The sequence below is a fragment of the Kosakonia quasisacchari genome (assembly GCF_004331415.1).
Taxonomy (GTDB): Bacteria; Pseudomonadota; Gammaproteobacteria; order Enterobacterales; family Enterobacteriaceae; genus Kosakonia; species Kosakonia quasisacchari.
Map to the genome: position 1 here is coordinate 66,871 of NZ_SJOP01000019.1, position 23,350 is coordinate 90,220.

Annotated in this window: 29 protein-coding genes, 2 tRNA genes and 1 pseudogene; 14 read left to right on the plus strand and 18 right to left on the minus strand. The window is 51.9% G+C overall.

The window, feature by feature from the left end:
• Positions 1-59: 59 nt before the first annotated feature.
• A complete protein-coding gene (locus tag E0L21_RS18750) occupies positions 60-851 on the minus strand; it encodes an MBL fold metallo-hydrolase (RefSeq protein WP_131412138.1) in 792 nt (263 codons plus the stop codon).
• Between the two features lie 228 nt (positions 852-1,079).
• The gene (locus tag E0L21_RS18755; RefSeq protein WP_131412140.1) at positions 1,080-1,424 is read right to left on the minus strand and encodes a winged helix-turn-helix transcriptional regulator; all 345 of its coding nucleotides are present in this window, start codon (positions 1,422-1,424) and stop codon (positions 1,080-1,082) included.
• A 90-nt stretch (positions 1,425-1,514) separates the two neighbouring features.
• On the opposite strand from E0L21_RS18755, the gene E0L21_RS18760 reads away from it, so the two are divergent.
• From E0L21_RS18760 to E0L21_RS18785, 6 genes are all read left to right on the plus strand, one after another.
• Positions 1,515-1,841: a nuclear transport factor 2 family protein gene (locus E0L21_RS18760; RefSeq protein ID WP_131412142.1), complete on the plus strand. Its 327-nt coding sequence runs from the start codon at positions 1,515-1,517 to the stop codon at positions 1,839-1,841.
• On the plus strand, positions 1,841-2,620 hold the full coding sequence (locus tag E0L21_RS18765) for an SDR family oxidoreductase (RefSeq protein WP_131412144.1): 780 nt from the start codon (positions 1,841-1,843) through the stop codon (positions 2,618-2,620). The genes E0L21_RS18760 and E0L21_RS18765 overlap by 1 nt, the downstream gene beginning before the upstream one ends.
• Before the next feature lie 491 nt (positions 2,621-3,111).
• The gene (gene rbsK, locus E0L21_RS18770) at positions 3,112-4,326 is read left to right on the plus strand and encodes a ribokinase (protein WP_131412146.1); all 1,215 of its coding nucleotides are present in this window, start codon (positions 3,112-3,114) and stop codon (positions 4,324-4,326) included.
• Positions 4,327-4,420: 94 nt separating this feature from the next.
• A complete protein-coding gene (locus tag E0L21_RS18775) occupies positions 4,421-5,350 on the plus strand; it encodes a dihydrodipicolinate synthase family protein (RefSeq protein WP_131412148.1) in 930 nt (309 codons plus the stop codon).
• A gap of 168 nt (positions 5,351-5,518) precedes the next feature.
• The gene (locus E0L21_RS18780) at positions 5,519-6,016 is read left to right on the plus strand and encodes a YhcH/YjgK/YiaL family protein (protein ID WP_131412150.1); all 498 of its coding nucleotides are present in this window, start codon (positions 5,519-5,521) and stop codon (positions 6,014-6,016) included.
• Between the two features lie 15 nt (positions 6,017-6,031).
• A complete protein-coding gene (locus tag E0L21_RS18785) occupies positions 6,032-7,348 on the plus strand; it encodes an MFS transporter (RefSeq protein WP_165501932.1) in 1,317 nt (438 codons plus the stop codon).
• Positions 7,349-7,455: 107 nt separating this feature from the next.
• Here E0L21_RS18785 and E0L21_RS25250 read toward each other — a convergent pair.
• The 3 genes and pseudogenes from E0L21_RS25250 to mtfA all read right to left on the minus strand — a co-directional run.
• A pseudogene (locus E0L21_RS25250) lies at positions 7,456-7,694 on the minus strand (Arm DNA-binding domain-containing protein); the annotation flags it as partial.
• 147 nt (positions 7,695-7,841) lie between these two features.
• Positions 7,842-7,917, minus strand: a tRNA-Asn gene (locus E0L21_RS18795).
• A gap of 99 nt (positions 7,918-8,016) precedes the next feature.
• Positions 8,017-8,814, minus strand: a complete 798-nt coding sequence (mtfA, locus tag E0L21_RS18800; RefSeq protein ID WP_131412154.1) for a DgsA anti-repressor MtfA — start codon at positions 8,812-8,814, stop codon at positions 8,017-8,019.
• A 93-nt stretch (positions 8,815-8,907) separates the two neighbouring features.
• Between mtfA and E0L21_RS18805 the strand changes: the two genes are divergently transcribed.
• From E0L21_RS18805 to E0L21_RS18820, 4 genes are all read left to right on the plus strand, one after another.
• Positions 8,908-8,997: transfer RNA gene (locus E0L21_RS18805), tRNA-Ser, on the plus strand.
• Between the two features lie 398 nt (positions 8,998-9,395).
• On the plus strand, positions 9,396-9,662 hold the full coding sequence (drpB, locus tag E0L21_RS18810; RefSeq protein ID WP_131412156.1) for a cell division protein DrpB: 267 nt from the start codon (positions 9,396-9,398) through the stop codon (positions 9,660-9,662).
• 36 nt (positions 9,663-9,698) lie between these two features.
• Positions 9,699-10,397 (plus strand): phosphohydrolase, encoded by a 699-nt coding sequence (locus tag E0L21_RS18815; RefSeq protein WP_131412158.1) that lies wholly within the window; start codon positions 9,699-9,701, stop codon positions 10,395-10,397.
• A gap of 12 nt (positions 10,398-10,409) precedes the next feature.
• Positions 10,410-10,904 carry a very short patch repair endonuclease gene (locus E0L21_RS18820; RefSeq protein ID WP_131412160.1) on the plus strand — a complete coding sequence of 165 codons (495 nt, stop codon included), beginning with the start codon at positions 10,410-10,412 and terminating at the stop codon, positions 10,902-10,904.
• Here the strand turns inward: E0L21_RS18820 and yedA are convergent.
• Positions 10,879-11,790, minus strand: coding sequence for a drug/metabolite exporter YedA (yedA, locus tag E0L21_RS18825; protein WP_131412162.1), 912 nt, complete (start codon positions 11,788-11,790; stop codon positions 10,879-10,881). The two genes, E0L21_RS18820 and yedA, sit on opposite strands and share 26 nt — an antisense overlap.
• Before the next feature lie 177 nt (positions 11,791-11,967).
• Here yedA and E0L21_RS18830 point away from each other — a divergent pair, with 177 nt between their 5' ends.
• From E0L21_RS18830 to dgcQ, 3 genes are all read left to right on the plus strand, one after another.
• Entirely contained in the window at positions 11,968-12,879 is a 912-nt protein-coding gene (locus E0L21_RS18830; RefSeq protein WP_131412164.1) for a DUF808 domain-containing protein, read from the plus strand.
• Between the two features lie 79 nt (positions 12,880-12,958).
• The gene (locus tag E0L21_RS18835) at positions 12,959-13,141 is read left to right on the plus strand and encodes a YodC family protein (RefSeq protein ID WP_131412166.1); all 183 of its coding nucleotides are present in this window, start codon (positions 12,959-12,961) and stop codon (positions 13,139-13,141) included.
• Between the two features lie 91 nt (positions 13,142-13,232).
• Entirely contained in the window at positions 13,233-14,930 is a 1,698-nt protein-coding gene (gene dgcQ, locus E0L21_RS18840) for a cellulose biosynthesis regulator diguanylate cyclase DgcQ (RefSeq protein ID WP_131412168.1), read from the plus strand.
• Here the strand turns inward: dgcQ and E0L21_RS18845 are convergent.
• Together E0L21_RS18845 and yodD are read right to left on the minus strand one after the other, a co-directional pair.
• On the minus strand, positions 14,894-15,724 hold the full coding sequence (locus tag E0L21_RS18845; protein ID WP_131412170.1) for a mannosyl-3-phosphoglycerate phosphatase-related protein: 831 nt from the start codon (positions 15,722-15,724) through the stop codon (positions 14,894-14,896). The genes dgcQ and E0L21_RS18845 overlap by 37 nt on opposite strands.
• Positions 15,725-15,946: 222 nt before the next feature.
• On the minus strand, positions 15,947-16,177 hold the full coding sequence (gene yodD, locus E0L21_RS18850; RefSeq protein ID WP_017458383.1) for a YodD family peroxide/acid resistance protein: 231 nt from the start codon (positions 16,175-16,177) through the stop codon (positions 15,947-15,949).
• Between the two features lie 126 nt (positions 16,178-16,303).
• On the opposite strand from yodD, the gene dsrB reads away from it, so the two are divergent.
• The gene (dsrB, locus tag E0L21_RS18855; protein WP_017458382.1) at positions 16,304-16,492 is read left to right on the plus strand and encodes a protein DsrB; all 189 of its coding nucleotides are present in this window, start codon (positions 16,304-16,306) and stop codon (positions 16,490-16,492) included.
• Positions 16,493-16,534: 42 nt separating this feature from the next.
• Here the strand turns inward: dsrB and rcsA are convergent, their stop codons facing one another.
• From rcsA to fliJ, 10 genes are all read right to left on the minus strand, one after another.
• Positions 16,535-17,158, minus strand: a complete 624-nt coding sequence (rcsA, locus tag E0L21_RS18860; RefSeq protein ID WP_017458381.1) for a transcriptional regulator RcsA — start codon at positions 17,156-17,158, stop codon at positions 16,535-16,537.
• 276 nt (positions 17,159-17,434) lie between these two features.
• Positions 17,435-18,232, minus strand: coding sequence for a flagellar biosynthetic protein FliR (gene fliR / locus E0L21_RS18865; RefSeq protein ID WP_131412172.1), 798 nt, complete (start codon positions 18,230-18,232; stop codon positions 17,435-17,437).
• Between the two features lie 8 nt (positions 18,233-18,240).
• Positions 18,241-18,510, minus strand: a complete 270-nt coding sequence (gene fliQ / locus E0L21_RS18870) for a flagellar biosynthesis protein FliQ (protein ID WP_131412174.1) — start codon at positions 18,508-18,510, stop codon at positions 18,241-18,243.
• A 9-nt stretch (positions 18,511-18,519) separates the two neighbouring features.
• Complete coding sequence (gene fliP, locus E0L21_RS18875) at positions 18,520-19,257, minus strand: flagellar type III secretion system pore protein FliP (protein WP_131412176.1); 738 nt, start codon at positions 19,255-19,257, stop codon at positions 18,520-18,522.
• Positions 19,257-19,631 carry a flagellar biosynthetic protein FliO gene (gene fliO, locus E0L21_RS18880; RefSeq protein ID WP_131412178.1) on the minus strand — a complete coding sequence of 125 codons (375 nt, stop codon included), beginning with the start codon at positions 19,629-19,631 and terminating at the stop codon, positions 19,257-19,259. Before fliO ends, fliP begins: the two co-directional genes overlap by 1 nt.
• 7 nt (positions 19,632-19,638) lie before the next feature.
• Positions 19,639-20,055 carry a flagellar motor switch protein FliN gene (gene fliN / locus E0L21_RS18885; protein ID WP_020454200.1) on the minus strand — a complete coding sequence of 139 codons (417 nt, stop codon included), beginning with the start codon at positions 20,053-20,055 and terminating at the stop codon, positions 19,639-19,641.
• Positions 20,052-21,056 (minus strand): flagellar motor switch protein FliM, encoded by a 1,005-nt coding sequence (gene fliM, locus E0L21_RS18890; protein ID WP_017458375.1) that lies wholly within the window; start codon positions 21,054-21,056, stop codon positions 20,052-20,054. Before fliM ends, fliN begins: the two co-directional genes overlap by 4 nt.
• A 4-nt stretch (positions 21,057-21,060) precedes the next feature.
• Positions 21,061-21,528 (minus strand): flagellar basal body-associated protein FliL, encoded by a 468-nt coding sequence (gene fliL / locus E0L21_RS18895; RefSeq protein ID WP_017458374.1) that lies wholly within the window; start codon positions 21,526-21,528, stop codon positions 21,061-21,063.
• Positions 21,529-21,631: 103 nt separating this feature from the next.
• On the minus strand, positions 21,632-22,906 hold the full coding sequence (fliK, locus tag E0L21_RS18900; RefSeq protein WP_131412180.1) for a flagellar hook length control protein FliK: 1,275 nt from the start codon (positions 22,904-22,906) through the stop codon (positions 21,632-21,634).
• Complete coding sequence (gene fliJ / locus E0L21_RS18905; RefSeq protein WP_131412182.1) at positions 22,903-23,346, minus strand: flagellar export protein FliJ; 444 nt, start codon at positions 23,344-23,346, stop codon at positions 22,903-22,905. Before fliJ ends, fliK begins: the two co-directional genes overlap by 4 nt.
• Between the last annotated feature and the right edge of the window lie 4 nt (positions 23,347-23,350).

The following is a 23,350-nucleotide window of genomic DNA, read 5'->3' on the forward strand; positions in this document are numbered from 1 at the left end:
TTATGTGCAGGTGTGCGCGAACGCTGCACGTTGACGGATATACATTCATAAACAATTGGTTAACTCAGACAGGCGATATATTTCTGAGCTGACTGGCGCACAATGTCCGCAGCATTTTGCGCGATCTCTCGTCCTTCAAATGCACCGTAGAGTTTCTCGAATTTCACCGCATCTAGCCGACGCGTCATATCACGAACTGTTTCTGCCGGTAGCGGCAACATATTGGGATAGCTCCACATAAAGGAGACGGCATTTGCGCCCGGCGCGACCTGAACGATATCGCCGGACAGCAGCACACCTTCATCCCGCGCCCAGTGAAGGACGCAGCCACCGGCAAAATGGCCGCCAAGGCGCATGATGCTTACGTCCGGGGTCAGTTGCAGGGTATCGCCGTCCCAGAGGGTGATGTGCGGGCTGTCACGCATGATCCAGTCGCGATCGCGTTCATGCAGATAAACCGGCGCGTTAAACGCGGCGGCCCAGTCTTGCACGGTAGTGTAAAAATGAGGATGCGAGATGGCGATGGCCTGGAGCCCACCCAGAGAGTTGATCAGTGTTTTTGTGGCGTCGTCGAGGGTGGAGATACAGTCCCACAGGATATTGCCTTGCGCTGTTCTCACCAGAAACGCGCGCTGCGCAATGGCGAAATCAGGCACGGTTTTGATGCTGAAGAGATCGCTCTCGTGCTGTTGCCATTTATTAGCATGTGAGGTCAGAAGGGTAGGGAAATCAACCCATTTCTGCCCTGTTACCGGCACGAACTGGCGCTCATCTTCGCAGATTTTGCAGCGGTGTGGGGGAGTGGCGGTTATCTCATATGATGTGCCGCACGCGTTGCATAAAGTGATCATTGGCGTCCTCGCTGTTCCGGTTGCGTCATGCTAAAGGCGCTTTGCAGAGAATGGCTTCTTTTTGTCGGGTGATGCCCGTGCCATTAATTGAGTAATTAGCATGGCACATTGAGGCGGCGGTATGTGCTGGATTGTGCGGCCAAAAAAGAAGCACTGCCCGATGCGCGGGAGAACGGTTGAACGCGCATCGGGCTGTATCAGAGCGAAGGAAAAAGATTATCGCCGGATTTAAGGTTCGTCTGATGAGAAGGTTTCGCGTTTTTCTGCCCATTTCAGCATGGCATCCAGCGCAGGACACAGGGCTTGTCCCCAGTCCGTGAGCCGGTATTCCACCTTCGGAGGGATCTGCGGATAAACCTTGCGCGACACAATGCCATCCGCTTCCAGTTGCCTCAGTTGCTGGCTCAACATCTTTTGCGAAATGCCAGGAATAAGCCTGCTGAAATCGGAGTAACGCTGCACTTTTCCGTCAAATAAATGAAACAGAATGACCAATTTCCAGCGGCCTTCCAGTAATCGCAGCACCTGTTCTACGCCAATCGCTGCGGTATCGGGGGTATAAATCTTACTCATATGCCTGTTACTAACTTTTTTGTGCGTTCTTGATGGTTTGACACTATATGGTGAAAATGAAAGTACCGCAAACAAGAGGAGTCCATCACCATGTCTTTGTCATTACCCGAAGCTGTTGCGACCTACTTCGCCATCAGCAATGGCGCAGATATCGCCAACGTCAACCACTGCTTTACACCTGACGCCGTTGTTATCGATGAAAGTAAGACGCATCGCGGCCTTGAGGCCATCCAGGCCTGGCAACGCGACGTGCAAAATGCTTTTGAGTACACCGTTGAGCCGATCCGAGTGGCTGAAGACGGAGCGCGGTTAACAGTGACCTCTCATGTGGCGGGCAATTTCCCCGGCAGCCCGGTGCAGCTTAGCCATGCGTTCACTTTGTTGGACGGGAAGATCGCATCACTGGAGATCGTTTGATGAGTATGAATCTGGACTTACAAGGAAAACGCGTTCTGGTCACGGCGGGCACCAAGGGCGTCGGAAAAGCAGTTGTTGGCCTGTTTCATGAACAGGGGGCAAACGTATTAACCACCGCGCGAACCGAACCTGATGAATCTTTAGCGGATCACTTTGTGGTGGCTGATCTGACCACGGTCGAAGGTTGTCATCATGTCGCGCAAGCGGTGCAGGCTAGCTTTGGTGGCGTTGACATTATTGTTCATGTTGTTGGTGGCTCGACTGCGCCCGGCGGCGGTTTCGCGGTGTTGGGTGAAGATGAATGGCAGCAGGAACTGAGCCTTAATCTGCTGCCTGCGGTCCGGCTTGATAGAGCGCTCTTGCCCGGCATGCTCGCTCAGGGAACGGGGGTCATTATTCATGTGACCTCCATTCAGCGCGCGCTGCCGTTGCCGGAATCGACAACCGCGTATGCGGCGGCAAAGGCCGCACTCTCGACGTACAGTAAAAGCTTGTCAAAAGAGGTTTCGCCAAAAGGAATTCGTGTGCTGCGTGTGGCGCCGGGCTGGATCGAAACCGAAGCCTCCGTCGCACTGGCTGAACGGCTCGCTCGCCAGGCGGGTACCGATTACGAAGGCGGTAAGAAGATCATCATGGATTCGCTTGGCGGCATACCGCTGGGGCGTCCATCAAAACCTGTTGAAGTGGCCAATCTCATCGTGTTCCTGGCTTCGTCCTGCGCGGCCGCGATCACAGGAACAGAATACGTTATCGATGGGGGCACAGTGCCAACCGCGTAATCGCGGCGAGCATTGCCCGAACAGTCGCAGCTGGATCAACACAGTGCGGCTGTTTTCTGGCGCTGAATGATTATCGCGTACGAACTGAAGTACCTGTAAATCCGGCCGCCCGAATCAGCCAGAAAGGTTGGCGGACCAGATAGAGAAAAGCCTGCTGGAACGCAGGCTTTTCTCTATCTGGTTTCTCTGGCTGCGATCGCCTTTACCATTCACTGGCTCATAAAATAGAGTCGGCCATCTACGTCGATTAACGGAATGCAGATCAAAAGGGCCTCAAGCAGAAACCGCCTCGCGCAGCCATCTGGCTTACCTTTTCCTTCGTTAACATGGGCATTTGCCTACTTTGCCAGAGAGAATTTTCCGTTTCTTCCTTCACAAAAATCAGAAATCCCGGTTTTTGTTTGCTTCCGTTTTGCTAATTAAGCTATGAGCATCATCACTATTTAATCAGTTTTGTGCATTTATTCTGAATATGAAGAAGGTGGGTGAATATGTTTCTTGAAGAGCGGCGGCAGCAAATCCTGGAATATCTGGATAAGAATGAGCGGGTAAAAGTGGAGATTCTGGCGTCTCTGTTTGCCGTGACCAGAGAAACCATTCGCAGTGATCTGAATGCTCTGGCGGCTGAAAAATTGGTTCAGCGCTGTCACGGCGGGGCAATGGTAATACGGCGGAGTTTGCAATCAAAGCTGATTACCGACACTGGCGACAACTTTGAGGTGTTGCTACAACGGCTGCAGAGCCAGAAAAGGAAGCAGACTGTGCAACAGAATAAAGGAAAGAGCATGACGGGTAAGGTTTGCATTCTGGGTTCATTTAACGTCGATATCGTGGCGAAGGTTGAACGTTTTCCAAAAGGCGGTGAATCCCTGTTGGCGCTGGGCAGCACGCTCGGCCCTGGCGGTAAAGGGGCAAATCAGGCCACGGCTGTGAGTCGTGCGGGGGCTAAGGTGCATTTCGTTTCTAAGGTGGGCAAGGATCAGTTCAGCCAGTTTGCTTATGATCACCTGACCTCTTCGGAGATTCACTCCTTTACCCTTTATCAGTCGGAAACCGAGCCGACCGGTAACGCCATTATTTATGTCTCGCAGGAAAACGGCGAGAACATGATTGCCATTTATTCTGGGGCCAATAAAACCATCAGCGAAGACGAAGTGGTGGCGATCACCCCCGAGCTTGAAGATTCGAACGTGCTGCTGGTGCAGCTCGAAAACAACTTTGCCGCGACCTTGAGCGCGATGAAGTTGGCCAAAGCGCTGGGCGTGAAGGTGATACTCAACCCGGCGCCTTTCTCAAGCCACGCGCTTGAGTGTCTTGAATATGTGGACGTTATTACACCTAACGAAACGGAGGCATCGCAGCTGTCCGGCATTGACGTGAAGGATTTAGCCAGTGCCAAAGAGGCTGCACAGCGTATTGTCAGCCAGGGGGCCCGGCGGGTCATTATTACGATGGGATCGCGCGGCGCGCTGCTGCTCGATGGTAATCAGTTCCAGCACATTCCGGCTTTCCCGGCTCTGAGCGTTGATACCACCGGCGCAGGTGACGCTTTCAACGGCGCGTTGGCCTCAAGCATTGCCAATGGGCAAAATCTGGTGCAGGCGGCGACCTATGCTTCGGCGTTTGCCTCGCTGGCAGTCGAGCTCGAAGGTGCATCAAACATGCCCGATCACGCACAGGTTTTAGCACGTTTGGCGCAGCGATAAATGCTGCGTTCACTCTTTAGTTTCTTGTTGCGGTCGCTGCCTTAATACATTGAGTTTAGCGACCACGTAATCGATTCCGTTTTAAGGAGCAGTAATGACTAAAAGTATCGAAGGTATTGTGCCAGTGATGTTGACCCCATTCACTGACGACAATCAGATTGATTACCCGGGTCTGACTCGTTTGATCGACTGGTATCTTGAAAAAGGTGTAGATGCGCTGTTTGCCGTGTGTCAGTCGAGCGAGATGCAGTTCCTGACCCTGGAAGAGCGCGTTGAGCTGGCCGCGTTCGTGGTGAAGCACGTGGCAGGGCGCATACCGGTGATTGCCTCGGGCCATATCAGTGATGATATCAATGCCCAAATCAATGAGTTAAACGCGATGGCGAAAACCGGAGCCGACGCACTGGTGCTGGTCACCAACCATCTCGACCCGAAAAATCAGGGCACTGAGACCTTCTTTGCCACCCTGGATACGCTGCTGAGCGCATTGCCTGAATCCATGCCGCTGGGGCTGTATGAGTGTCCTGCACCGTATCGCCGCCTGCTGAGCGACGAAGAGTTAACTTACTGCGCCAACACCGGCCGCTTTGTTGTGCTGAAAGACGTGAGCTGTGACCTGGCAACGGTTACCCGCCGCGTGAAGCTGGTGGCGCATACGCCGTTGAATATCATTAATGCCAACGCCGCCATTGCTTATCCGGCGATGCAGGCAGGGTCCAAAGGATTCAGCGGTGTGTTCACCAACTTCCACCCCGAGCTTTACAGCTGGCTGTACCACAAGGCGGCAACCCAGCCGCAACTCGCCGACGAGTTAGCCATTTTCCTGTCGCTGGGCGCGGTGACTGAGACATTGGGTTATCCGAAGAATGCCAAGATTTATCATCAGCGTCTGGGCACTTTCGACAGCGAATTCTGCCGTGTGAATAAAGACAATGTGCTGGAAAAATTCTGGGGGCTGACGGTATTGCTGGATCAAATTCACAGCGGCACTGCACTGTGGCAGAAAAAAATTGCTGCCGAGTAAGATGCGATAGCGGTGAGTGATGCGGATAAGTTGCCGTCTTATCCGCTGATGAATAGCCTGGTCGAATATTCTATTCAAAGGATTATGCTTCCAGGCAGTAAGCTTTAATTGATTAACATTTTTAGCCGTAATCCGACCCTCGATATAAATATAAAAGGATTATTCAACATGATCGTATGTTGCCTAAGAGATTGGGAGCGCGAAAAATTCGCTTTCCATCCGATTATTAATAAAGGTATTGAGTATATTACTCAAACTGATTTTTCAACACTAACACCAGGGAAATTCGATATTATTCCAGGCAAAATGTTTTGCCTTTTTCAGGAAATGAATACCGTTCCTGCTCATGAAATGAGAGCTGAATCACATTTCAAGTTTGTAGATATTCAATTTCTCTTGCAGGGAGAAGAAACCATCGGCGTGGCGCGCGGTGCGGCAGAACATGAGGTGGTTGAAGACCGGGCGGAGAAGCATGACATCGTATTTTATCAAGAAACGAATAATGAATCGCTGATTCATTTGGAACCCGGCATGTTTGCCGTTTTCTTTCCGCAAGATTTACATCGCCCTTGCTGTAATACCCAAAGTGAGTCTTTTATTCGTAAGGCTGTAATTAAAATTCACCTGAGTCTGTTCAATGATGACTTATTTATGAATAACCAATAGTGGATAATTAAAATTATGAAAGACGCTACCTCTTCTCTCGATGCACCTCTGGTTAAAACGGCCACGCCTGTGGTTTCACGTTTACGCTGGGGAATTATTTTCATTTTGTTAATGGCGGCGGTGATTAATTATCTTGACCGCGCCAATTTAAGTATTGCCAACACCACTATTTCCAGGGAGTTTGGGTTCAGCCAAACGGAAATGGGCCTGCTGCTGTCGGCGTTCTTGTGGCCTTACGCACTGGCAAACCTGCCTGCGGGTTGGTTGGTTGATCGTTTTGGTCCTAAAAAAATGTTCTCGTGGGGCGTGGGCCTGTGGTCCACCTTCACGGTGATGGCTGGTTTCGTTAATGGTTATTCCATGTTCTATGCCCTTCGTGTGCTGTTGGGCATTTCCGAATCACCGTTCTTTACCTCCGGCATCAAGATTACTCACCGCTGGTTCTCTGACAAAGAGCGTGCACTGCCGACTTCCATTATCAACACCGGTTCGCAGATTGCGAATGCCATTGCGCCGCCAATCCTGACCGTGCTGCTGTTAACGCTCGGCTGGCGTGGCATGTTTATCGCCATTGGTCTGGCGGGGATTCCGCTGCTGCTGGTCTGGCTGAAATTCTATCGCAACCCGACGGCGTCAGAAGAAAAGGTGATCCACGCCAATTCTCAGCTGGTGCAGAAATCGGTAACCGACGTTAACGGCAATAACAAGGCGAGTTGGGGGGCGCTGTTCAAGCATAAAACCACCTGGTTCATGGTGATTGGCAACTTTTCTATCATGTTTACCATCTGGGTTTACCTGACCTGGCTGCCGGGCTACCTGGAAAAATCGCTGGGCTTTAGCCTGAAACAAACCGGCTGGCTGGCCGCAATCCCTTTCTTTGCGGGTATTTTGGGTGTGCTGTGCGGCGGAGCCATTTCTGACCGTCTTATTCGTCGCGGTGTGAAAACCATTACGGCGCGTAAAGTCCCGATTGTTACCGGTGCTGCGCTGGCGGCCTGTTTTGTCGCACCAATACCGTTCGTGCAAAGCACAACATTGAGTATTGCACTGCTGTCGATTGGCTACTTCTTCTCGCAATTGCCGCAGGGGGTGATCTGGACACTGGCTTCAGACATTGCGCCGAAAGAGCAGGTGGCATCAATGGGGGCGATTCAGAATTTTGGTGGCTTCCTTGGCGCGGCCTGTGCGCCGATCGTTACCGGAATTATCCTTGATGCAACCGGACAGTTCACCAACGTCTTTTTCCTCGGCGCCGGTTTACTGATGCTGGGGGCGCTTAGCTATGGGCTGTTCGTGAAGAAGCCGATTCAGGTGACAATGTCGAAGTCATAGCAATCGTAAACTTCATGAAACGCCTGGCTATTGGGGCGTTTCATGATTCTTAACTCGGTGTCTCCCCGCGAAAGGGCGCTCTGTTACCGTGCGCCTTTTCTGCTGAAATTTAGCATTCTTGCTAGTAACTTACGGATGCCATTACATTGTTGCCGGGCATCGACAGAGACACTACAGGATAGGCACTCAGATCAGGTCGGGATTCGTTGCTATTGATACGTTATTTGAGATACCACAGACGGGAGCCGCCAGGATTGACGAGAAGATAAAGACCATGGGAATCGGAGACTTTAAAAGGTTTATCAGAAGGTTTGAGACTGCGGATTTTTGTAGCACTAAGAGACATAAGGCGGTCATCTCATAATCGAACTGAAATGACACCAATGTTTCCTGATGCGGAGAGAAAACTGAAAAGCATCAGGAAGTGTTTTCACGCTAACTTTTTGAATCTTTATCAGACTGGGATTCGCCATGATGCATGAGAACGAAGATTTGGCTCCTCTGACTGGACTCGAACCAGTGACATACGGATTAACAGTCCGCCGTTCTACCGACTGAACTACAGAGGAATCGTGTGAACGGGGCGCATACTACTGGCCCCGTACTTGAGTGTCAACACTAAATTTAACACACTGATTCAATTGGTGAATTAAAACACAGATGGCGTTTTAATGTACCTGTCTTGCACTGTCGCTATTGCGGCCCGCCTGCCCACGCAAACGGTTTAGCGGGTCCTGCCCATAAAAATGGCAGAAGCGCTGCCACAGCGCCGGAAAGCGCGGAGCAAACAGCTCTGGCGCGCTAAAGAAATACTCTGAAAGTACGGCGAAACATTCTGCCGGATCGGTTGCCGCATAGGCGTCGATGCTGGCGGCGCTTTCACCAACCAGATCGATCTCATCCTGAATGTTGTCCATCGCGGCGCGCAGATCGTGTTCCCAGCCTGCCACTTCACGCAGAGGAATCAGCGGAATGCCGCTGGCGCGATCGCCGTTGCGCGTATCCAGTTTATGCGCCACTTCATGAATAATGAGATTGAAGCCTGATGCGTCGAACGAATCCTGAATATCGAGCCAATTAAGAATGATGGGGCCTTGTTGCCAGCTCTGCCCGGACTGAACCACGCGCTGATTGTGCACCAAGCCAATATCGTCTTCCCACTCGTCATCGACAACAAACGGTGCCGGGTAGATGAGCACTTCATGGAAACCATCCAGCCACTCAAGGCCAAGCTCCAGCACCGGCAGGCAAAACAGTAAGCTAATGCGCGCACTTTTCAGCGCATCTAAATCGAATCCTTGCAACGGAACCAGGCGTTTTTGCTGCAAAAAGCGGTCAGCCAGATGAACAAGTTTCTCCTGTTCTTCCGGTGACAAATTTGCTAACACAGGGGCATTTAACGCTTCTTCCCAAGGGTATTCTGCGCCTTCGGCAGATTCCCTTGTCTTCCAGGGCCACTTAATCATTGTTTTGCTCGCAAACTCGCCACTTGAACCAAATTAACGGGACAGGGTCTGTTAAAATGCCAAATTACCTGGCATCATGGCAACCATCTGAACGGAGAGATGCCGGAGCGGCTGAACGGGACGGTCTCGAAAACCGTAGTTGGGGCAACTCAACCGGGGGTTCAAATCCCCCTCTCTCCGCCATTATTCAAACAGTTACGCGCTTCGCTTTCAACGACTCCCGTCACAGTTGCTTTTCCACTCTTGCATTTGCACATTTTATAACCTTTTTTTAACATAATCGACAGAAATGATCGCCGCTTTTATCATTAATTTTTGTCGCGTTTCCGTCGGTCTGGAAATGTCACTGCTAGCGCGCTGATAACACTTTTCTTATTAATTTTTATCCCGTTACGTCTGTTTGTCATTTTCACATGGCACACTTTTTCTTGGCCTGCGGCCGTTGCAGGTTAGGGGATTCATCAGTCTCGCTGATATATCTTTAAAACTCATCAACAGACGATATGATGAGAGAGTAGTCACATTTATGTTGAGACAATTTCATTCTTTTCATCCCTTAACCTATGCGGAAAAAAAACATTATGGAAGATAAAGCGGTTCGCAGCCTCGGTGGCAAACTGGCACTCTGGGTGTTCTGGATTTTCTGCGTTTATTTTATCTGGTCTGTGCTAAACGATATCTGGCCAGTCAGCCAGACGAATTCGCCATCCGGGTTTAATACGGGCACAGTTGGAACGGCGACCGGAAACTGGCTGAACTCGTTTTTTGGTGTGCTGGTTTTAGCTGTCGTTGGTGCGATACTTGGCGCTATTGCCTGGTATACGCGCCCACAAGATCCGGATGCCTGAAACCGCAACTCATGGCTTTCATTGACGGGAACAAGAATGAACTTAAACGACTGGCAGCGCCGTTTTGACCAATGGATTTCTCAGCATTTTAATCACGGCGACGCCGCGCATGATGTCTCACACTTTCGCCGGGTCTGGAAAACGGCACAAACGTTAATGCAAGGCCAGCAGGCTGATGCACTGGTGGTGCTGACCGCCTGTTATTTCCATGACATCGTGAGTTTTGCCAAAAATCACCCACAGCGTCATCAATCTTCGGTAATGGCAGCAGAAAAAACGGCGGCTATTCTCGCCAGCGATTTTCCTGATTTCCCACAAAACGCCGTTGCTGCCGTGCGCCATGCCATTGAAGCGCACAGCTTTAGCGCTGGCATTGCGCCACAAACGCTGGAAGCGAAAATTGTTCAGGATGCCGATCGGCTCGAATCGCTTGGGGCGATTGGCCTGGCGCGCGTATTTGCCGTTTCCGGCTCGATGGGCGCGGCCTTATTCGATGGTGAAGATCCGTTTGCCGCGAAACGTGAACTGGATGACAAAGCCTTCGCCCTTGATCATTTTCGTTGCAAACTGCTGAAATTACCCGCCACCATGCAGACTGACCAAGGGCGTAAACTCGCCGAACACAACGCAGATTTTTTGGTGCACTTTATGGCGAAACTCAGCGCCGAACTGCAAGGTGATCACCAGCGCGTTGATGAAGAGGTGTTGCGCCGCTTTAGCTTTCACCTGGCCTGATGGAGACGTGCGATGGCGGATGTGCATGACAAAGCAACGCGCAGTAAAAATATGCGCGCCATTGGCACAAAGGATACGGCGATTGAAAAGCGGCTTGCCGCGAGTCTTGCTTCGCTGGAGCTTGATTTTCGTGTCCAGGACGCCGCCTTACCGGGGCGGCCTGATTTTGTGCTCGACGATTATCGCTGCGTTATCTTTACCCATGGTTGTTTCTGGCATCACCACACCTGTTATCTTTTCAAAGTGCCTGCCACGCGCACGGATTTCTGGCTGGAGAAGATTGGTAAAAACGTTGAACGCGATGCGCGCGACACTGCGTTGTTGCTGGAACAGGGCTGGCGAGTTCTGGTGGTCTGGGAATGTGCGCTGCGCGGGCGGTTAAAACTCAGCGATGAGGCGTTATGTGAACGACTGGAAGAGTGGATCTGCGAAGGGCAACAGACTGCGCAGATCGACACTCAAGGGATTCATGCGATGGCCATTACTTCTCTGCCTCACAAGGCGTAACCACCGGGCGTGCCGGGAAGAGATATTTACCCAGCGTCACCAGCACCACCGCCATAATAATAATGCCCAACGCCAGCCATTCCACAGACGAGAGATGTTCCCCGCCAAAGCTTGTACCAAGCAGCACGGCGACCACCGGATTGACATATGCATAGCTGGTTGCGACGGCCGGCGAGACATTGCGGATCAGGTACATATAGGCATTGATGGCGATAATGGAGCCAAATAACGCCAGATAACCGACGGCGAAGAAACCGGACAGCGGCGGTACTGCGCTAAGTCGCTCGCCACTTAATGCCGAGGCCGCTAACAACACAATGCCTGCGGCCAGCATTTCAATTGCGCCTGCCATCATGCCGCTCGGCAGTTCAATTCTCGAACCGTATACCGAGCCAAATGCCCAGCTTAGCGAACCGACCAGAATCATCACGGCACCCCACGGATTGCCGCTTAAATTCCCACCACTATTGAGCAAAACAATGCCCACCAGGCCAATGGCAATGCCAAACCACTCAAGTTTTCGCGTGGCAATGCCGAAAAAGTGACTGAAACACAACGTGAAAAGTGGAACGGTAGCAACTACCACGGCGGCGATACCCGACGGTACATTTTGGTGTTCGGCGACGGTAACAAAACCGTTGCCCACCGCCAGCAGCAGTACGCCAATCAGCGCGGCATTCAACATCGGGCGCAGCGGCGGCAATTTATGGCCGGTCAGTAATAAGACGCTGGTCAGAATGACGCCCGCAGATAAAAAGCGTGTACCGGCCAGCATAAACGGCGGCCAGCTTTCAACGCCAATGCGGATAACAAAGTACGTGGAACCCCAGATAATATAGAGCGCGAAAAGGGCGCCAATAAGCGGTAAAACTTGCCTGAAACGCATAACCCACCACGGCAAAAGATAAGAGGCTTATAGTAAACGTTAAAACTATCGGCCTGGCGAGTGGTTAATTGCGTAAGAAGTGTTAAATTTTTGTTGACTCAAAGAGGTGATTTTCGCCCTTGGGTTTTTTCCATCATACTGAGAAGCGTTACGTCATAAATTCAAAAGGAAGACATTTTGGCAGGAAGTAGTTTATTAACATTACTCGATGATATTGCGACATTGCTGGATGATATTTCAGTGATGGGCAAACTGGCGGCGAAAAAGACTGCCGGTGTGCTGGGCGACGATCTTTCGCTTAACGCGCAGCAGGTCACCGGCGTGCGCGCCAACCGCGAATTGCCAGTGGTGTGGAGCGTCGCGCGTGGGTCGTTGCTGAATAAGGTGATTCTCGTGCCGTTGGCGTTACTGATTAGCGCCTTTATTCCCTGGGCCATTACACCTCTGCTGATGCTCGGTGGCGCATTTTTATGCTTTGAAGGTGTGGAGAAAGTGCTGCACACGTTTGAAGCGCGTAAGCATAAAGAGAGCCCGGAGGCACGCCAGCAGCGTCTGGAGGCGCTGGCGGCGCAAGATCCGCAGCAGTTCGAGAAAGATAAAATTAAAGGCGCGGTGCGTACCGATTTTATCCTCTCTGCGGAGATTGTCGCCATCACGCTTGGCATCGTTGCCGACGCGCCGTTGCTGAACCAGGTGCTGATCCTGTCGGGCATCGCGGTGCTGGTTACCATTGGCGTTTACGGACTGGTTGGCATCATCGTTAAGCTCGATGATATGGGGTTCTGGCTGGTAGAGAAACCGGGCGTTCTGGCGCAGGGGTTGGGGAAAGGGTTGTTATTCACCGCGCCCTGGCTCATGAAGATCCTTTCTGTTGTCGGTACGCTGGCAATGTTCCTGGTCGGTGGCGGGATTGTGGTGCACGGTATTGCACCGTTACATCACGCCATTGAGCATTTTGCTGCGAACCAGCCTGCACTGCTGCAAGCGCTGGCTCCAATGGTAGCAAACCTGGTGCTGGGCTTTGTGATTGGTGCCGTGGTGGTCACGGTAATGAAAGGTGTGGAACGTTTACGTGGCGGCAAAAAATAAAATCTTGCGTCAGACATTACGCAAATTTAAGCAACTTCGTCTAAGGTGAAAAAGTTTCGCCCTGATACCGGAGGCAAGAATGGTCTTTTTGGTCAGCGATGAAGTGCAGAGTAAAAAGGGTGGTCCGCTCATGATTGTTACCGGATATGCCAGCGGTATGGTTGAGTGCCGCTGGTATGACGGCCACGGCGTCAAACGGGAAGCCTTTCGTGAAGATGAACTGATGCCTGGCGACAGGCGGCGGATCCACGAAGAAGCATAACCACTAAAACGCCCGGCATTGCTGGGCGTTTTTATTGCCGCATTACACGAGCGGGGCGAAAGAGCACTCACAGACATCTCAGGGAGCCCGTGTGCGGCAGAACCGTGTCGTAAAACAGCCCAGGTCGTTTAAACAACTGCAGCGCTATTTTGTTCCGGCTCAGGTGGTTAACCTGTGCTTCGTGATCGTGATGGTGTGCTCAACGATCCTGACGTGGCGCGAAGTTATCGTGCTGCAGGGTGCTTATGTTGCCAGCCAGCGTAGCGCACTGGAAAACGTCAGTAATGCGCTGGATATGCAGATTCAGGTCGGTGTAGACCGGTTGCTCTTTTTTCGAAATGGTATGCAGGCGGCACTGCAGAAGCCGTTGGGATTTGAGGCATTAAATTCCGTGCAGGGCGAGTTTGATCGTAAACGCACCTTACCGTACTGGCAGATTGGGCTTGATAACAGCCGGACGCTGCCTATTTACGGCGTTTCAGATTCTTTAGTTGAACAGAGCGGGCTGCTGCGTCGCGATGAGGAACGGTTACACAACGAACTCACGGCGGCGATGGAGCTTGGCTATTTGTTTCGCCTCTCTTATGAGGCCTCCATGTTGCCGCGTCAGGCTTATTATTTCTCACGTGCCGGCTTTTTCCTCTCCACACGCGCTGTGGAACGTGAGCAAGACATTATTTCTACCTATTACCGCTTATTAACGCGCCCATGGTTTAGTGGCCAACAGCAGCAGGAAAACCGTGCGCGTGGCGTTCGCTGGTTCACGCTGTTAACCAACCCGGAAACCAACAGTTTTGTCGCCGCCAGCGTGCCGCTCGATTACGAGCACTATTGGTACGGCGTGCTGGTAATGAGCTTTCCGGTGAGTGCCATTAAGCCGTTACTGGTTGGCGAACAACTCCAGCAGGATGGCGGGGAATACCAGCTTTACGATAACCATTTCCGGCTGCTGACCAGTACGCAACCGCTACAGAATGCCAGCGGCGAGTTTAATCAGGATGAGGTCGCGAAGCTACAAGCAGACATGGCTCGTGATACCGTCGGCGGCCTGCATTTGGGTACCCGCTATGTGAGCTGGCAAAAGCTGAAACATTTTGGTGGCGCCCTGCTGCGTGTTCACTCTTTGCGCGAAGGGCTCTCCGGGGATTTCGGGCGTATCAGCATTGCGCTCTCGCTGCTGTGGGTGTTGTTTACTGGCATGCTGCTTTTTTCCTGGGTGGTGATCCGCAGAATGGTGAACAACTTGTATAGCATGCAACACACGTTGCAATGGCAAGCGTGGTTCGACCCGCTGACGCGTCTCTATAACCGGGGATCGTTCTTTGAGCAGGCGAAGTTGTTATCTGAACAAGCGCGAGTTAAGCAAAGACCATTCTCGATCATTCAGCTTGATATTGACCATTTTAAGGGGGTCAACGATCAGTTCGGCCATCAAGCTGGCGATTTGGTGTTATCGCACGCCGCAGGGCTTATCAGCAGTACCATCAGAGAACAGGATGTCGCAGGGCGTGTCGGCGGCGAAGAGTTCTGTATTTTATTGCCGGACAGCACGCTTGAGCAGGCGGCACAGGTTGCCGAGCACATCCGTTCCCGCATTGAAAGTAAAGAGATCCTCATTCACAAACGTACGACTTTGCGTATCACCGTCTCGCTCGGCGTCAGCGATGCGCAGGAAAGCGGCAATTACGATTTTGAGTACCTGCAATCCATTGCTGATAGCCGCTTATACCTGGCGAAAAACAATGGTCGCAATCAAGTCTGTTCAGTTGATGAGATGCCAAAGAGGTGATCCATGCCTTCGCACCAGCCCGCTGATCCTTCTTGTTGCGTGTGGTAAACCCGTGGCGGTGTATCCTGGCGCAGCGTTACACCCTGGCGATTAAGACCTTTTACGACCACGGCGTAGTCAACGTTATCAAGCAGCGGCGCATCGTTTGGTCCATCGCCCAGCCCAACCGTGACGGCGCGTTTACCCTGGTAATGGCGATATTGTCGGGTCAGCCAGTTGACGGCCTGGTCTTTTCCGCCGCGCTCATCCAGCACATGCCAGAATCGTGCTCCCTGAACAACACGTAAGCCCAGTTGCGCCAGCGCATCATCAAAAGCAGCCATTCGTTCATCGCTGTCGCGCCAGATCAGCGTTTCAGACGCTTCCTGCAACTTAGCAAGGTTAGCCTGCGCAGGCGTAAGACCCGTTAACTCTGCCAGCACATGCTCATCCAGCTCGCTAAACGTCGTGAATTTCCAGCCATTGCTCAGGCGTAATTGAGTCAGCACGCGAGCGATTTCCGCATGGGGGGAACCGGTAATAATCCGTGGGTAGTCGTCGTGATCTTGCCAGTGTTCATCTAACTGAATCACCGCGCCGTTTTCAGCAATAAACGGCAGGCCTTGTAGTTGCAAAGTGTTCTGCACAGCAATCATTTCTGCAGCCGTTTTGCTGCTACAGAGGATCACGGGTATCTGCCGCTGACGTAGGCGCGCAAGCCACTCAGCAGCATGTTGCCATTCACCGGTATGACTATCCAGCAGTGTTCCTTCTATGTCAGTAAAAACCAGTAATGGGTCGTCCAGGCTCGGCATAATGAGCTCCTTTGGCAGTATGAGTCGGGAGACTTTTGTCGCGCATTGTATGCAGTAGAATACAGTTGTATGTGCTAATTTATTGATTTATAGATAGTTCTTGTCATAACAAAATTTTCTCTATAGAGTTGTCCCCACATCAGATTCCCTGGTGTACGAATTTTAAGTGCTTCTTGCGAGAGCAAGTTTGTCCCGGCCGTTTCGGCGGCCGGGATGTTTTCTTCAGCGATTTGCCTCTGTAATACTGAAGTCATGCACATCCAGCTCAAATGCTTCCGCCAGTTCCCGCCAGGTATGATATTCCCGACCATCAACGCTAACGCGCTGGCCATCTTCGTCGTCGACGCGATGCACTTCGCTTTCGCTGATTTCGTTAATCGCAGCCAGCAGGGCATCGACATCAATATGCACGTCCCGCTTTGCGGTCTCGCTGTACTCTTTAACTGTTTTCACACCGTCACCTCCTTCATAAATGCAGTTTAAGTATAGCCGGTAGAAAAAATCGCCAGCTAAACGCAGGCACGCTGTCAGGGCAGCGGTTTTGTTCTACACTGGCGTAAATGCGAGAGGAGGGTACTTATGAAGGTTAACGATCGGGTAACGGTCAAAACGGACGGGGGTCCACGCCGTCCGGGGGTGGTATTGGCTGTCGAAGCGTTTAATGAAGGTACAATGTACCTGGTCTCACTGGAAGATTACCCGCTCGGGATCTGGTTCTTTAATGAAAAAGACCACCCGGATGGCGTATTTGTAGAACGTGCAGATTAATTTTTCGCCCTCCGGTTGGAGGGTGAATATATAACAATACCTTCAACGCATATTAACAAATATACCGGTGGTAACATTATCTGTTAGCCGTACTACATGATAGATGACCTGCTTATTATGCGTTTTAATTTTTCTTTTAATATTACCCTTATGTGATGATACTGTTTTCGCTTTGATATTCATCTGATCGGAGATTTGAATCGTATCTTGCCCAGACATCCACATTTTCAACATGCTTGACTCGGTACGACTTAGTGAAAGCGTTGGTAAATTAATGGTCCCAACGCTTTTTTTCTCTTTGTTGAGACAATCTCCCAGAATATTATCCAGCGACTCAGGCTTGATTGATTTAGAACTAATCAATAAGTTTTTGCGAACCAAAAGATATTCATCAAAGTGGATATTGGCGATAGCCATAAACACAATAAAAAGTGTGCGGGGATGCTGATTAATGACTTGCTTAATGTGTTGACTGCTGCTTGGGTCATGAATAAAGCAGTCCTCATTAATAAACACCACGGTTGGCTGGAGTGTGGCGCAAGCTGATTCGAGTTCATCAACAGTTTGGATGTCGTTGATATCTCGCTTTTTAACCCCCCGGCTTGTCAGATACCCTGTTAATCCCAACCGGGTATAACTGCATAAATCCATAATAATCGTTGACATGGCATACCCTCACTCAATGCGTAACGATAATTCACCACCCGCCAGAAGCTTCAGAAGCCATACAGGAAAAACTTATATTACTGAAGTACGACGCGAAACTTCAGGCGAACCCACTATCCCGTAAAGTTAGGTATAATTTGCCAGGAATCATCTTAAAGTAAAGTAAATGTTGCGTTCTGTGAGAAGGCTAAAAACAAATAAGCCGCGCCAGATATATGGTGGGGGATGTTTTGCAAATTTAACTTTAGGAATATCCTCAGAAAGGCATTACTAAAGTCAGGGATTACTATTCTGTGGAAGCTCGCTAACAATATCAGCTAACAGATTGAAAATCTCACTGAATAAGCGCTCACAATAAGGGGCGATTAACGGCATCATTGCCGCCATCAGTAAAATCCCAACGCTTAACGTAACGGGAAAACCAATCACGAAGACCGACAATTGCGGTGCCATGCGGTTCAGTAAACCAAGGGAAAGGTTAATGGTCAGCAGCAGTGTGATAACCGGTAACGCCAGCATTAACCCATTGAGGAAGATCATGCCCGCCGCGCGCGTGAGCGCCAGGTATGCATTACCGTTTACCGGGTTACCGCCAATTGGCAAGGTGTGGAATGTATCGACCAACATCGAAATTAACCACAAATGCCCATTGAAGGTGAGAAACAACAGCAGCGCCAGCATATCGAGGATTCGCGCCAGCACCGGCATGTTTAAGTGGCTGGTGGGGTCAACAAAGGTGGCGAAGGAGAGACCCATTTGCAGGCCAATCAGTTCACCGGCGGTACGAATAGTCGCAAACGCGAACTGCATCGTGAAACCGAGCGCAACGCCAATCAGGATCTGCTGCAGTGCCAGCCAAAGTGCCGCCGGGGCGAATACCGGTACATCCGGCGTTGGCGGTAAGGTTGGGGCGATAACAATGGTAATGACAATCCCCAGCCCCACTTTTATACGGCGTGGAATACGTGATTCGCTGAGAATCGGCGCGGTCATAATTAACGCCATCACGCGCAGCAGTGGCCAGAAATACATACTGATCCAATGTAGCCACTGGTCGCTGGTGACGTTCAACATAAGTCGGCTTACCCGATGATATAAGGAATGTTGTTGAACAGGGCGCGCATGTAATCAAGCAGTAAATTCAGCATCCACGGCCCGGCAACCACAATCGTGACAAACACGGCGATGATTTTTGGGATAAAGGAGAGCGTCATTTCGTTGATCTGCGTCGCCGCCTGCAAAATACTGATAACCAGGCCCGTGACCAGCGCAACCAGCAGCAGGGGGGCAGCGAGCGCGAGCGCGACTTTCATCGCCTCGGTGCCCATCATCATGACCGATTCTGGTGTCACGGCTTACTCCTAACTGTAAAAGCTCTGGGCGAGTGAGCTGACAAGTAACTGCCAGCCATCCACCAACACAAACAGCATCAGTTTGAACGGCAGGGCAATGGTTGCGGGCGGTACCATCATCATCCCGAGCGCCATCAGGACGCTGGCGATCACCAGGTCGATAATCAAGAACGGGATAAAAATCGTAAAGCCTATCTGAAAGGCGGTTTTCAGCTCGCTGGTCACATAAGCGGGCAACAAAATACGCATCGATACGGCTTCCGGCCCCTGAATTGGCGGGCTATTAGAGAGACGGGCAAACAGCGCCAAATCGGCTTCACGCGTTTGGCGCAGCATAAATTCGCGCAGCGGTTGCGCGCCGCGTTCCAGCGCCACATCCACGGAAATTTTATTTTCGCTAAACGGCTGATAGGCGTCGGTATAAATCTTGTCGATTACCGGCGACATAATAAAAAAGGTCAAAAACAGCGCCAGCCCAAGCAGCACCTGGTTTGGTGGCGCAGAGGGGGTACCCAGCGCGTTTCGCAGCAGGCCAAACACAATGATGATGCGGGTAAAGCTGGTCATCATCAGCAAAATGGCGGGCAGGAAGGTGAGCGAGGTAATAAACACCAGCGTCTGCACCGGCAGCGACCAGCTCTGACCACCACCGGCTATCGGCTGGCTAATCAAACCCGGAAGTTGTGCAAATGCCGCAGGGGCAACCAGCCATAACCCGGCCAGCGCTAAAGAGAACAAACGGCGCATCAGGATCTCCCGGAACGCTTAAGCAAATTCTTCATCACGGTCTGGAAATCCACATTTTTCACGTTCACGTCTTCACTTTCTGCGGGTGCGGGAGGAAGTTTGTGCAACAGATTGATGTTAGTGGGCGTAACGCCCAGCACCAGGCGTGCATCCTCAACATCCACGATTACCACGCGTTCACGCGTGCCGACCGTGGTGCTGGCGGTCACTTTTAAACCCCGGCCACTGGCGGTTTTGCCGCCGAGGCCAAGGCGTTTGGCGAGCCACGCGATAATCAGGATTAACGCGATCATGCCAAACAGCGCGCCACTGACCTGCAACAGTGGCGAACCGGAAAGGGCAGACGGTTGGGAAACCGTGGCCTGTGTTTTCATGCTCGACTCAGCGGCTCAAACGGCGCATACGCTCGGAAGGGGTGATGATATCGGTGATACGTACGCCGTATTTATCCGCAACAACCACCACTTCACCTTGAGCAATCAGATAACCGTTGATCAGGATATCCAGCGGTTCGCCCGCCAGCCCGTCAAGTGCCACCACGGAACCCTGCGTTAAACGCAGCAGCTCTTTAATTGTCATACGCGTACGACCCAGTTCCACGGTCAGTTTGACCGGGATATCCATAATCAGGTCGATATCCTGGAGAGTGCCGCCAACATCACCACCGCCGAGTTGCTGGAACACGGCATCTGCCGCGCTTTTTGTCGCGGGAGTGGTTTTTTGTTCGTTCAACGCGTCAGCCCACAGATCGTCCAGTGCTCCGCTGTTCTCATCGGACGGATTGTTCATATCACTCATTTGGGCTGTTCCTCATTCAGCGAATTCAAAATCGGGTTTATCAAGTGCTCTACACGTAACGCATATTGTCCGTTGACCGTACCATACTGGCTCGTTAGCACCGGTACGCCATCCACATGAGCGATAATGCGATCGGGTTTATCAATCGGCAGCACATCACCGGGTTGGAGCTTAAGTATCTGCGACAGACGCAGGGGAATATCCGCGAAATTGGCAATCAAATTCAGTTCAGAGTGCTGAACCTGACGCACCAGGTTGTCACGCCAGTTCTGGTCTTCATTACGGGAGTTTTCCAGCGGCGGGTTAACCAGCGTTTCGCGTAGCGGTTCGATCATGCTAAACGGCAGACAGATATTGAACTCACCCGTCAGGTTGCCGATTTCAACATGGAACGGCGTGTTCACAACAATGTCGTTTGGCGATGTCGTGATGTTGGTGAATTTCACCTGCATCTCTGAACGCACATATTCCACATCAAGCGGGTGAATCGCCTTCCATGCATCGCTGTAGGCTTCAAGCGCCAGCTTCAGCATGCGGTTGATAACGCGCTGCTCAGTGTGTGTAAATTCACGGCCTTCCACTTTCGTTGGAAAACGCCCGTCGCCGCCGAACAAGTTATCCACGGCGATAAACACCAGGCTTGGCGAGAAAACAAACAGGCCGGTGCCGCGCAGTGGTTTCAGGTGGATCAAGTTAAGGTTGGTCGGAACGGGTAAGTTACGCGCAAACTCGTGATAAGGCTGGATGCGGATCGCGCCGACGGTGATATCCGGGCTACGACGCAGCAGGTTAAACAACCCCATACGGAACTGACGCGCAAAACGCTCATTGATGATCTCCAGCGCTTGCAGACGCTCACGCACCACGCGGCGCTGGGTATTGGGATCATAGGGGCGAATATCGCTATCGCCACCCATACCCGGTTGCGGATCATCACTCTTATCGCTGTCTCCGTTGAGCAGCGCATCGATTTCGGCCTGAGAAAGAATGCTATCGCCCATGTCTTTACCGCAAAATGAAAGCTGTATAAAGAACGTCAGTGACTTCCTGCTTCGGTTGTCCTGGCACTAACGGCGTTGCGATCGTTTCTTTAATCGCGGTAGCAAGGTTCTGCTTGCCTTCGTTGGTTGCAAGCTGTGCTGCGTCCTGACGTGAGAACAACATCAACAAGCGGCTGCGTACTTCCGGCAGATATTCGCTAAGTCTGGCGCGCGTAGCGTCATCTTTCAGACGCAGTGTGATACCGACATACAACACACGGTCAGCATCGCCCAGATTCACTGTGAAGGTGTCGAGAGCGAAGAAAACCGGCGCAGGCGGAGGAGGCGCTTCCACTTTTGCGTTAGCCGCAGGTTTCTGTTGCATACGCCAGTAACTATAGCCAGCGGTGGCGCAAGCTGCGAGTGTGATTAACACCAGCAGCGGGATCCAGATAGAACGCTTACGTTTTTTGTTAATAGCGGAGTCAGTCATCTGTTACGGGCTTCCTGTTAGTACTGCTTATGAGCTGATTATCCCGTGTCCTGCTTCCGTCAAAGCGCGGAAAAGACGGGGATAATCATGCTACCTCTGGCGTTTAGGCAAAGATGTCGACTGCGCCGTTACCGCGAGCCGCAGATTGCAGGCTCGCCGGAGCGACTAACGCGTCGCCATCATCCGTGCCAAACAGATCGCCTGCGCCAGAACGCGAAGCCTGTTGCTGCTGCTGAGAGGCCTGTTGTTGCTGTTGCTGACCCGCAAAAGACTCACTGCTGATATTGCTCTGACCCAGTTGAATACCGCTTTCTGCAAGCGAGGTACGCAGCATCGGCAGCGCCGCTTCCAGTGCCTGGCGAACATGGCTGTGCGCCGAAACCATCTGCAACTGCGCCTGGTTATCTTCGAGCTTAATAGAGATCTGCACTTGACCCAGATCTTCTGGGTGCAGACGCAGCTCCGCACTCTGCTGGCCCTGGCGGGTAAAGAGCGTGACATGCTGGCTGATATTCTGCTGCCACTCATGGCTACCGAGCGGGGCGCTAATCACCGACGCGGCGACTGGCGTGCTGGCGTGCGCGGCACTGGCAGTGGTGGTCACCGGCGCGATGCTGGCGGTGGTATTGGTGGTTTGCAGCGCATTATCATTATCTTTCTTCACCGCCGCAGAAGAGGAGGCGAGTGCCGCCGTCTGCTGGGCATCATCCGCTACCTGGAACGGCGTGGTGCTGGTGGTGTTGTCATTTTTCGCACTGCCGCGCGGTAAGTCAGCATCGGTAGTCAGCGAATTGGTATTCAGTGCGCGGTTCGCCGCCCTGGCAACATCTACGCCGCTTGTGGTATTAGCCGGTTGTGCACTGGCGTTATTTAACTGCGCGGCTTGTTGATGCGGGAGCATCGCCATCAGCGCGCTTAAACCTGCCAGCTCTTCATCACTTAAATCGGTTTTGTTTTCGCTGTCACCGGCTTTAGCGGTTTTGCTCAATGCAGCCAGCACATCGGTTTTCGCCGCAGGCGTCAGGCCAGAAAACAGTTTTTGCACGTCAGCGTCGCTTGCTGCCGAAGCAATCAGATCGCTTTTCGCACTCTGGCGCGCCAGCAGTTCCGCCAGTTTTTGCGCCGGAGTCTGAGCCTGCGCCTCTTCGCCGGTGGCTGCCGTTGCCGGCAGGTTGCCTTTCGCCAGCTTGCCGCTCAGGGCGGCAGCTTGCAGATCGGCAAGCGTAATCGGCGCGTCGCTCTCCTGCCCTTGGCCGCCGGTCATTGCACCCGTCAGCAGAGCGAGGAAATCTTGTGCAGAATCGCCGCCGCTTTTGCCGGCTTGCACACCGGTGGTGGCATCGGATTCTGTCATTAACAGTTTTGACAAGTTGATCATTCTATTTTCCTCAGGGACGCGCGCTGTGCAAATTCATCCATTTTTTTCTGATCGAGACGGTTTTCCGCCAGTAACGCCGCGGCGCTTTGCCGCTCCTGCAATGTCTGCCAGGCCTGTAAGCGTTGTTTCTTTTCACGCCAGCTACCCAGGGCACTATCGACTTTTTCATTCCACTGCGCTAACTGCAGACGGTGCTGCTCAATCGCTTTTTCCAGCGTCTGAATAAATTGCTGATAATTCTGCCAGCGTTGGTTATCAATCCCCTGGCTCATGTTGTTATTCAGACTGCTGCGATACTCATGCTGATATTCAATCAGCATTTTTAATTGCTCTTCCGCTTGCTGGCAGCCGCGACGCATCTCACCCAGTTTCAGGGCGGCGTCGTCAACTTCTTTCTCTGCCAAATCCTTTAGCGTCGTTAATGCGCTGTTTTGCGTCATAAGT

Bases quoted from the DNA above. Each gene is read 5' to 3' on its own strand.
- E0L21_RS18820 (WP_131412160.1), top strand. From the start codon at position 10,410: ATGGCGGATGTGCATGACAAAGCAACGCGCAGTAAAAATATGCGCGCC.
- yedA (WP_131412162.1), bottom strand. From the start codon at position 11,790: ATGCGTTTCAGGCAAGTTTTACCGCTTATTGGCGCCCTTTTCGCGCTC.
- drpB (WP_131412156.1), top strand. From the start codon at position 9,396: ATGGAAGATAAAGCGGTTCGCAGCCTCGGTGGCAAACTGGCACTCTGG.
- E0L21_RS18765 (WP_131412144.1), top strand. From the start codon at position 1,841: ATGAGTATGAATCTGGACTTACAAGGAAAACGCGTTCTGGTCACGGCG.
- E0L21_RS18780 (WP_131412150.1), top strand. From the start codon at position 5,519: ATGATCGTATGTTGCCTAAGAGATTGGGAGCGCGAAAAATTCGCTTTC.
- rbsK (WP_131412146.1), top strand. From the start codon at position 3,112: ATGTTTCTTGAAGAGCGGCGGCAGCAAATCCTGGAATATCTGGATAAG.
- fliN (WP_020454200.1), bottom strand. From the start codon at position 20,055: ATGAGTGATATGAACAATCCGTCCGATGAGAACAGCGGAGCACTGGAC.
- E0L21_RS18845 (WP_131412170.1), bottom strand. From the start codon at position 15,724: ATGCCGAGCCTGGACGACCCATTACTGGTTTTTACTGACATAGAAGGA.
- fliM (WP_017458375.1), bottom strand. From the start codon at position 21,056: ATGGGCGATAGCATTCTTTCTCAGGCCGAAATCGATGCGCTGCTCAAC.
- E0L21_RS18760 (WP_131412142.1), top strand. From the start codon at position 1,515: ATGTCTTTGTCATTACCCGAAGCTGTTGCGACCTACTTCGCCATCAGC.
- E0L21_RS18815 (WP_131412158.1), top strand. From the start codon at position 9,699: ATGAACTTAAACGACTGGCAGCGCCGTTTTGACCAATGGATTTCTCAG.
- fliR (WP_131412172.1), bottom strand. From the start codon at position 18,232: ATGTTGAACGTCACCAGCGACCAGTGGCTACATTGGATCAGTATGTAT.
- rcsA (WP_017458381.1), bottom strand. From the start codon at position 17,158: ATGTCAACGATTATTATGGATTTATGCAGTTATACCCGGTTGGGATTA.
- fliL (WP_017458374.1), bottom strand. From the start codon at position 21,528: ATGACTGACTCCGCTATTAACAAAAAACGTAAGCGTTCTATCTGGATC.
- E0L21_RS18835 (WP_131412166.1), top strand. From the start codon at position 12,959: ATGGTCTTTTTGGTCAGCGATGAAGTGCAGAGTAAAAAGGGTGGTCCG.
- E0L21_RS18755 (WP_131412140.1), bottom strand. From the start codon at position 1,424: ATGAGTAAGATTTATACCCCCGATACCGCAGCGATTGGCGTAGAACAG.
- dsrB (WP_017458382.1), top strand. From the start codon at position 16,304: ATGAAGGTTAACGATCGGGTAACGGTCAAAACGGACGGGGGTCCACGC.
- fliP (WP_131412176.1), bottom strand. From the start codon at position 19,257: ATGCGCCGTTTGTTCTCTTTAGCGCTGGCCGGGTTATGGCTGGTTGCC.
- fliK (WP_131412180.1), bottom strand. From the start codon at position 22,906: ATGATCAACTTGTCAAAACTGTTAATGACAGAATCCGATGCCACCACC.
- E0L21_RS18750 (WP_131412138.1), bottom strand. From the start codon at position 851: ATGATCACTTTATGCAACGCGTGCGGCACATCATATGAGATAACCGCC.
- fliJ (WP_131412182.1), bottom strand. From the start codon at position 23,346: ATGACGCAAAACAGCGCATTAACGACGCTAAAGGATTTGGCAGAGAAA.
- mtfA (WP_131412154.1), bottom strand. From the start codon at position 8,814: ATGATTAAGTGGCCCTGGAAGACAAGGGAATCTGCCGAAGGCGCAGAA.
- E0L21_RS18775 (WP_131412148.1), top strand. From the start codon at position 4,421: ATGACTAAAAGTATCGAAGGTATTGTGCCAGTGATGTTGACCCCATTC.
- E0L21_RS18785 (WP_165501932.1), top strand. From the start codon at position 6,032: ATGAAAGACGCTACCTCTTCTCTCGATGCACCTCTGGTTAAAACGGCC.
- fliO (WP_131412178.1), bottom strand. From the start codon at position 19,631: ATGAAAACACAGGCCACGGTTTCCCAACCGTCTGCCCTTTCCGGTTCG.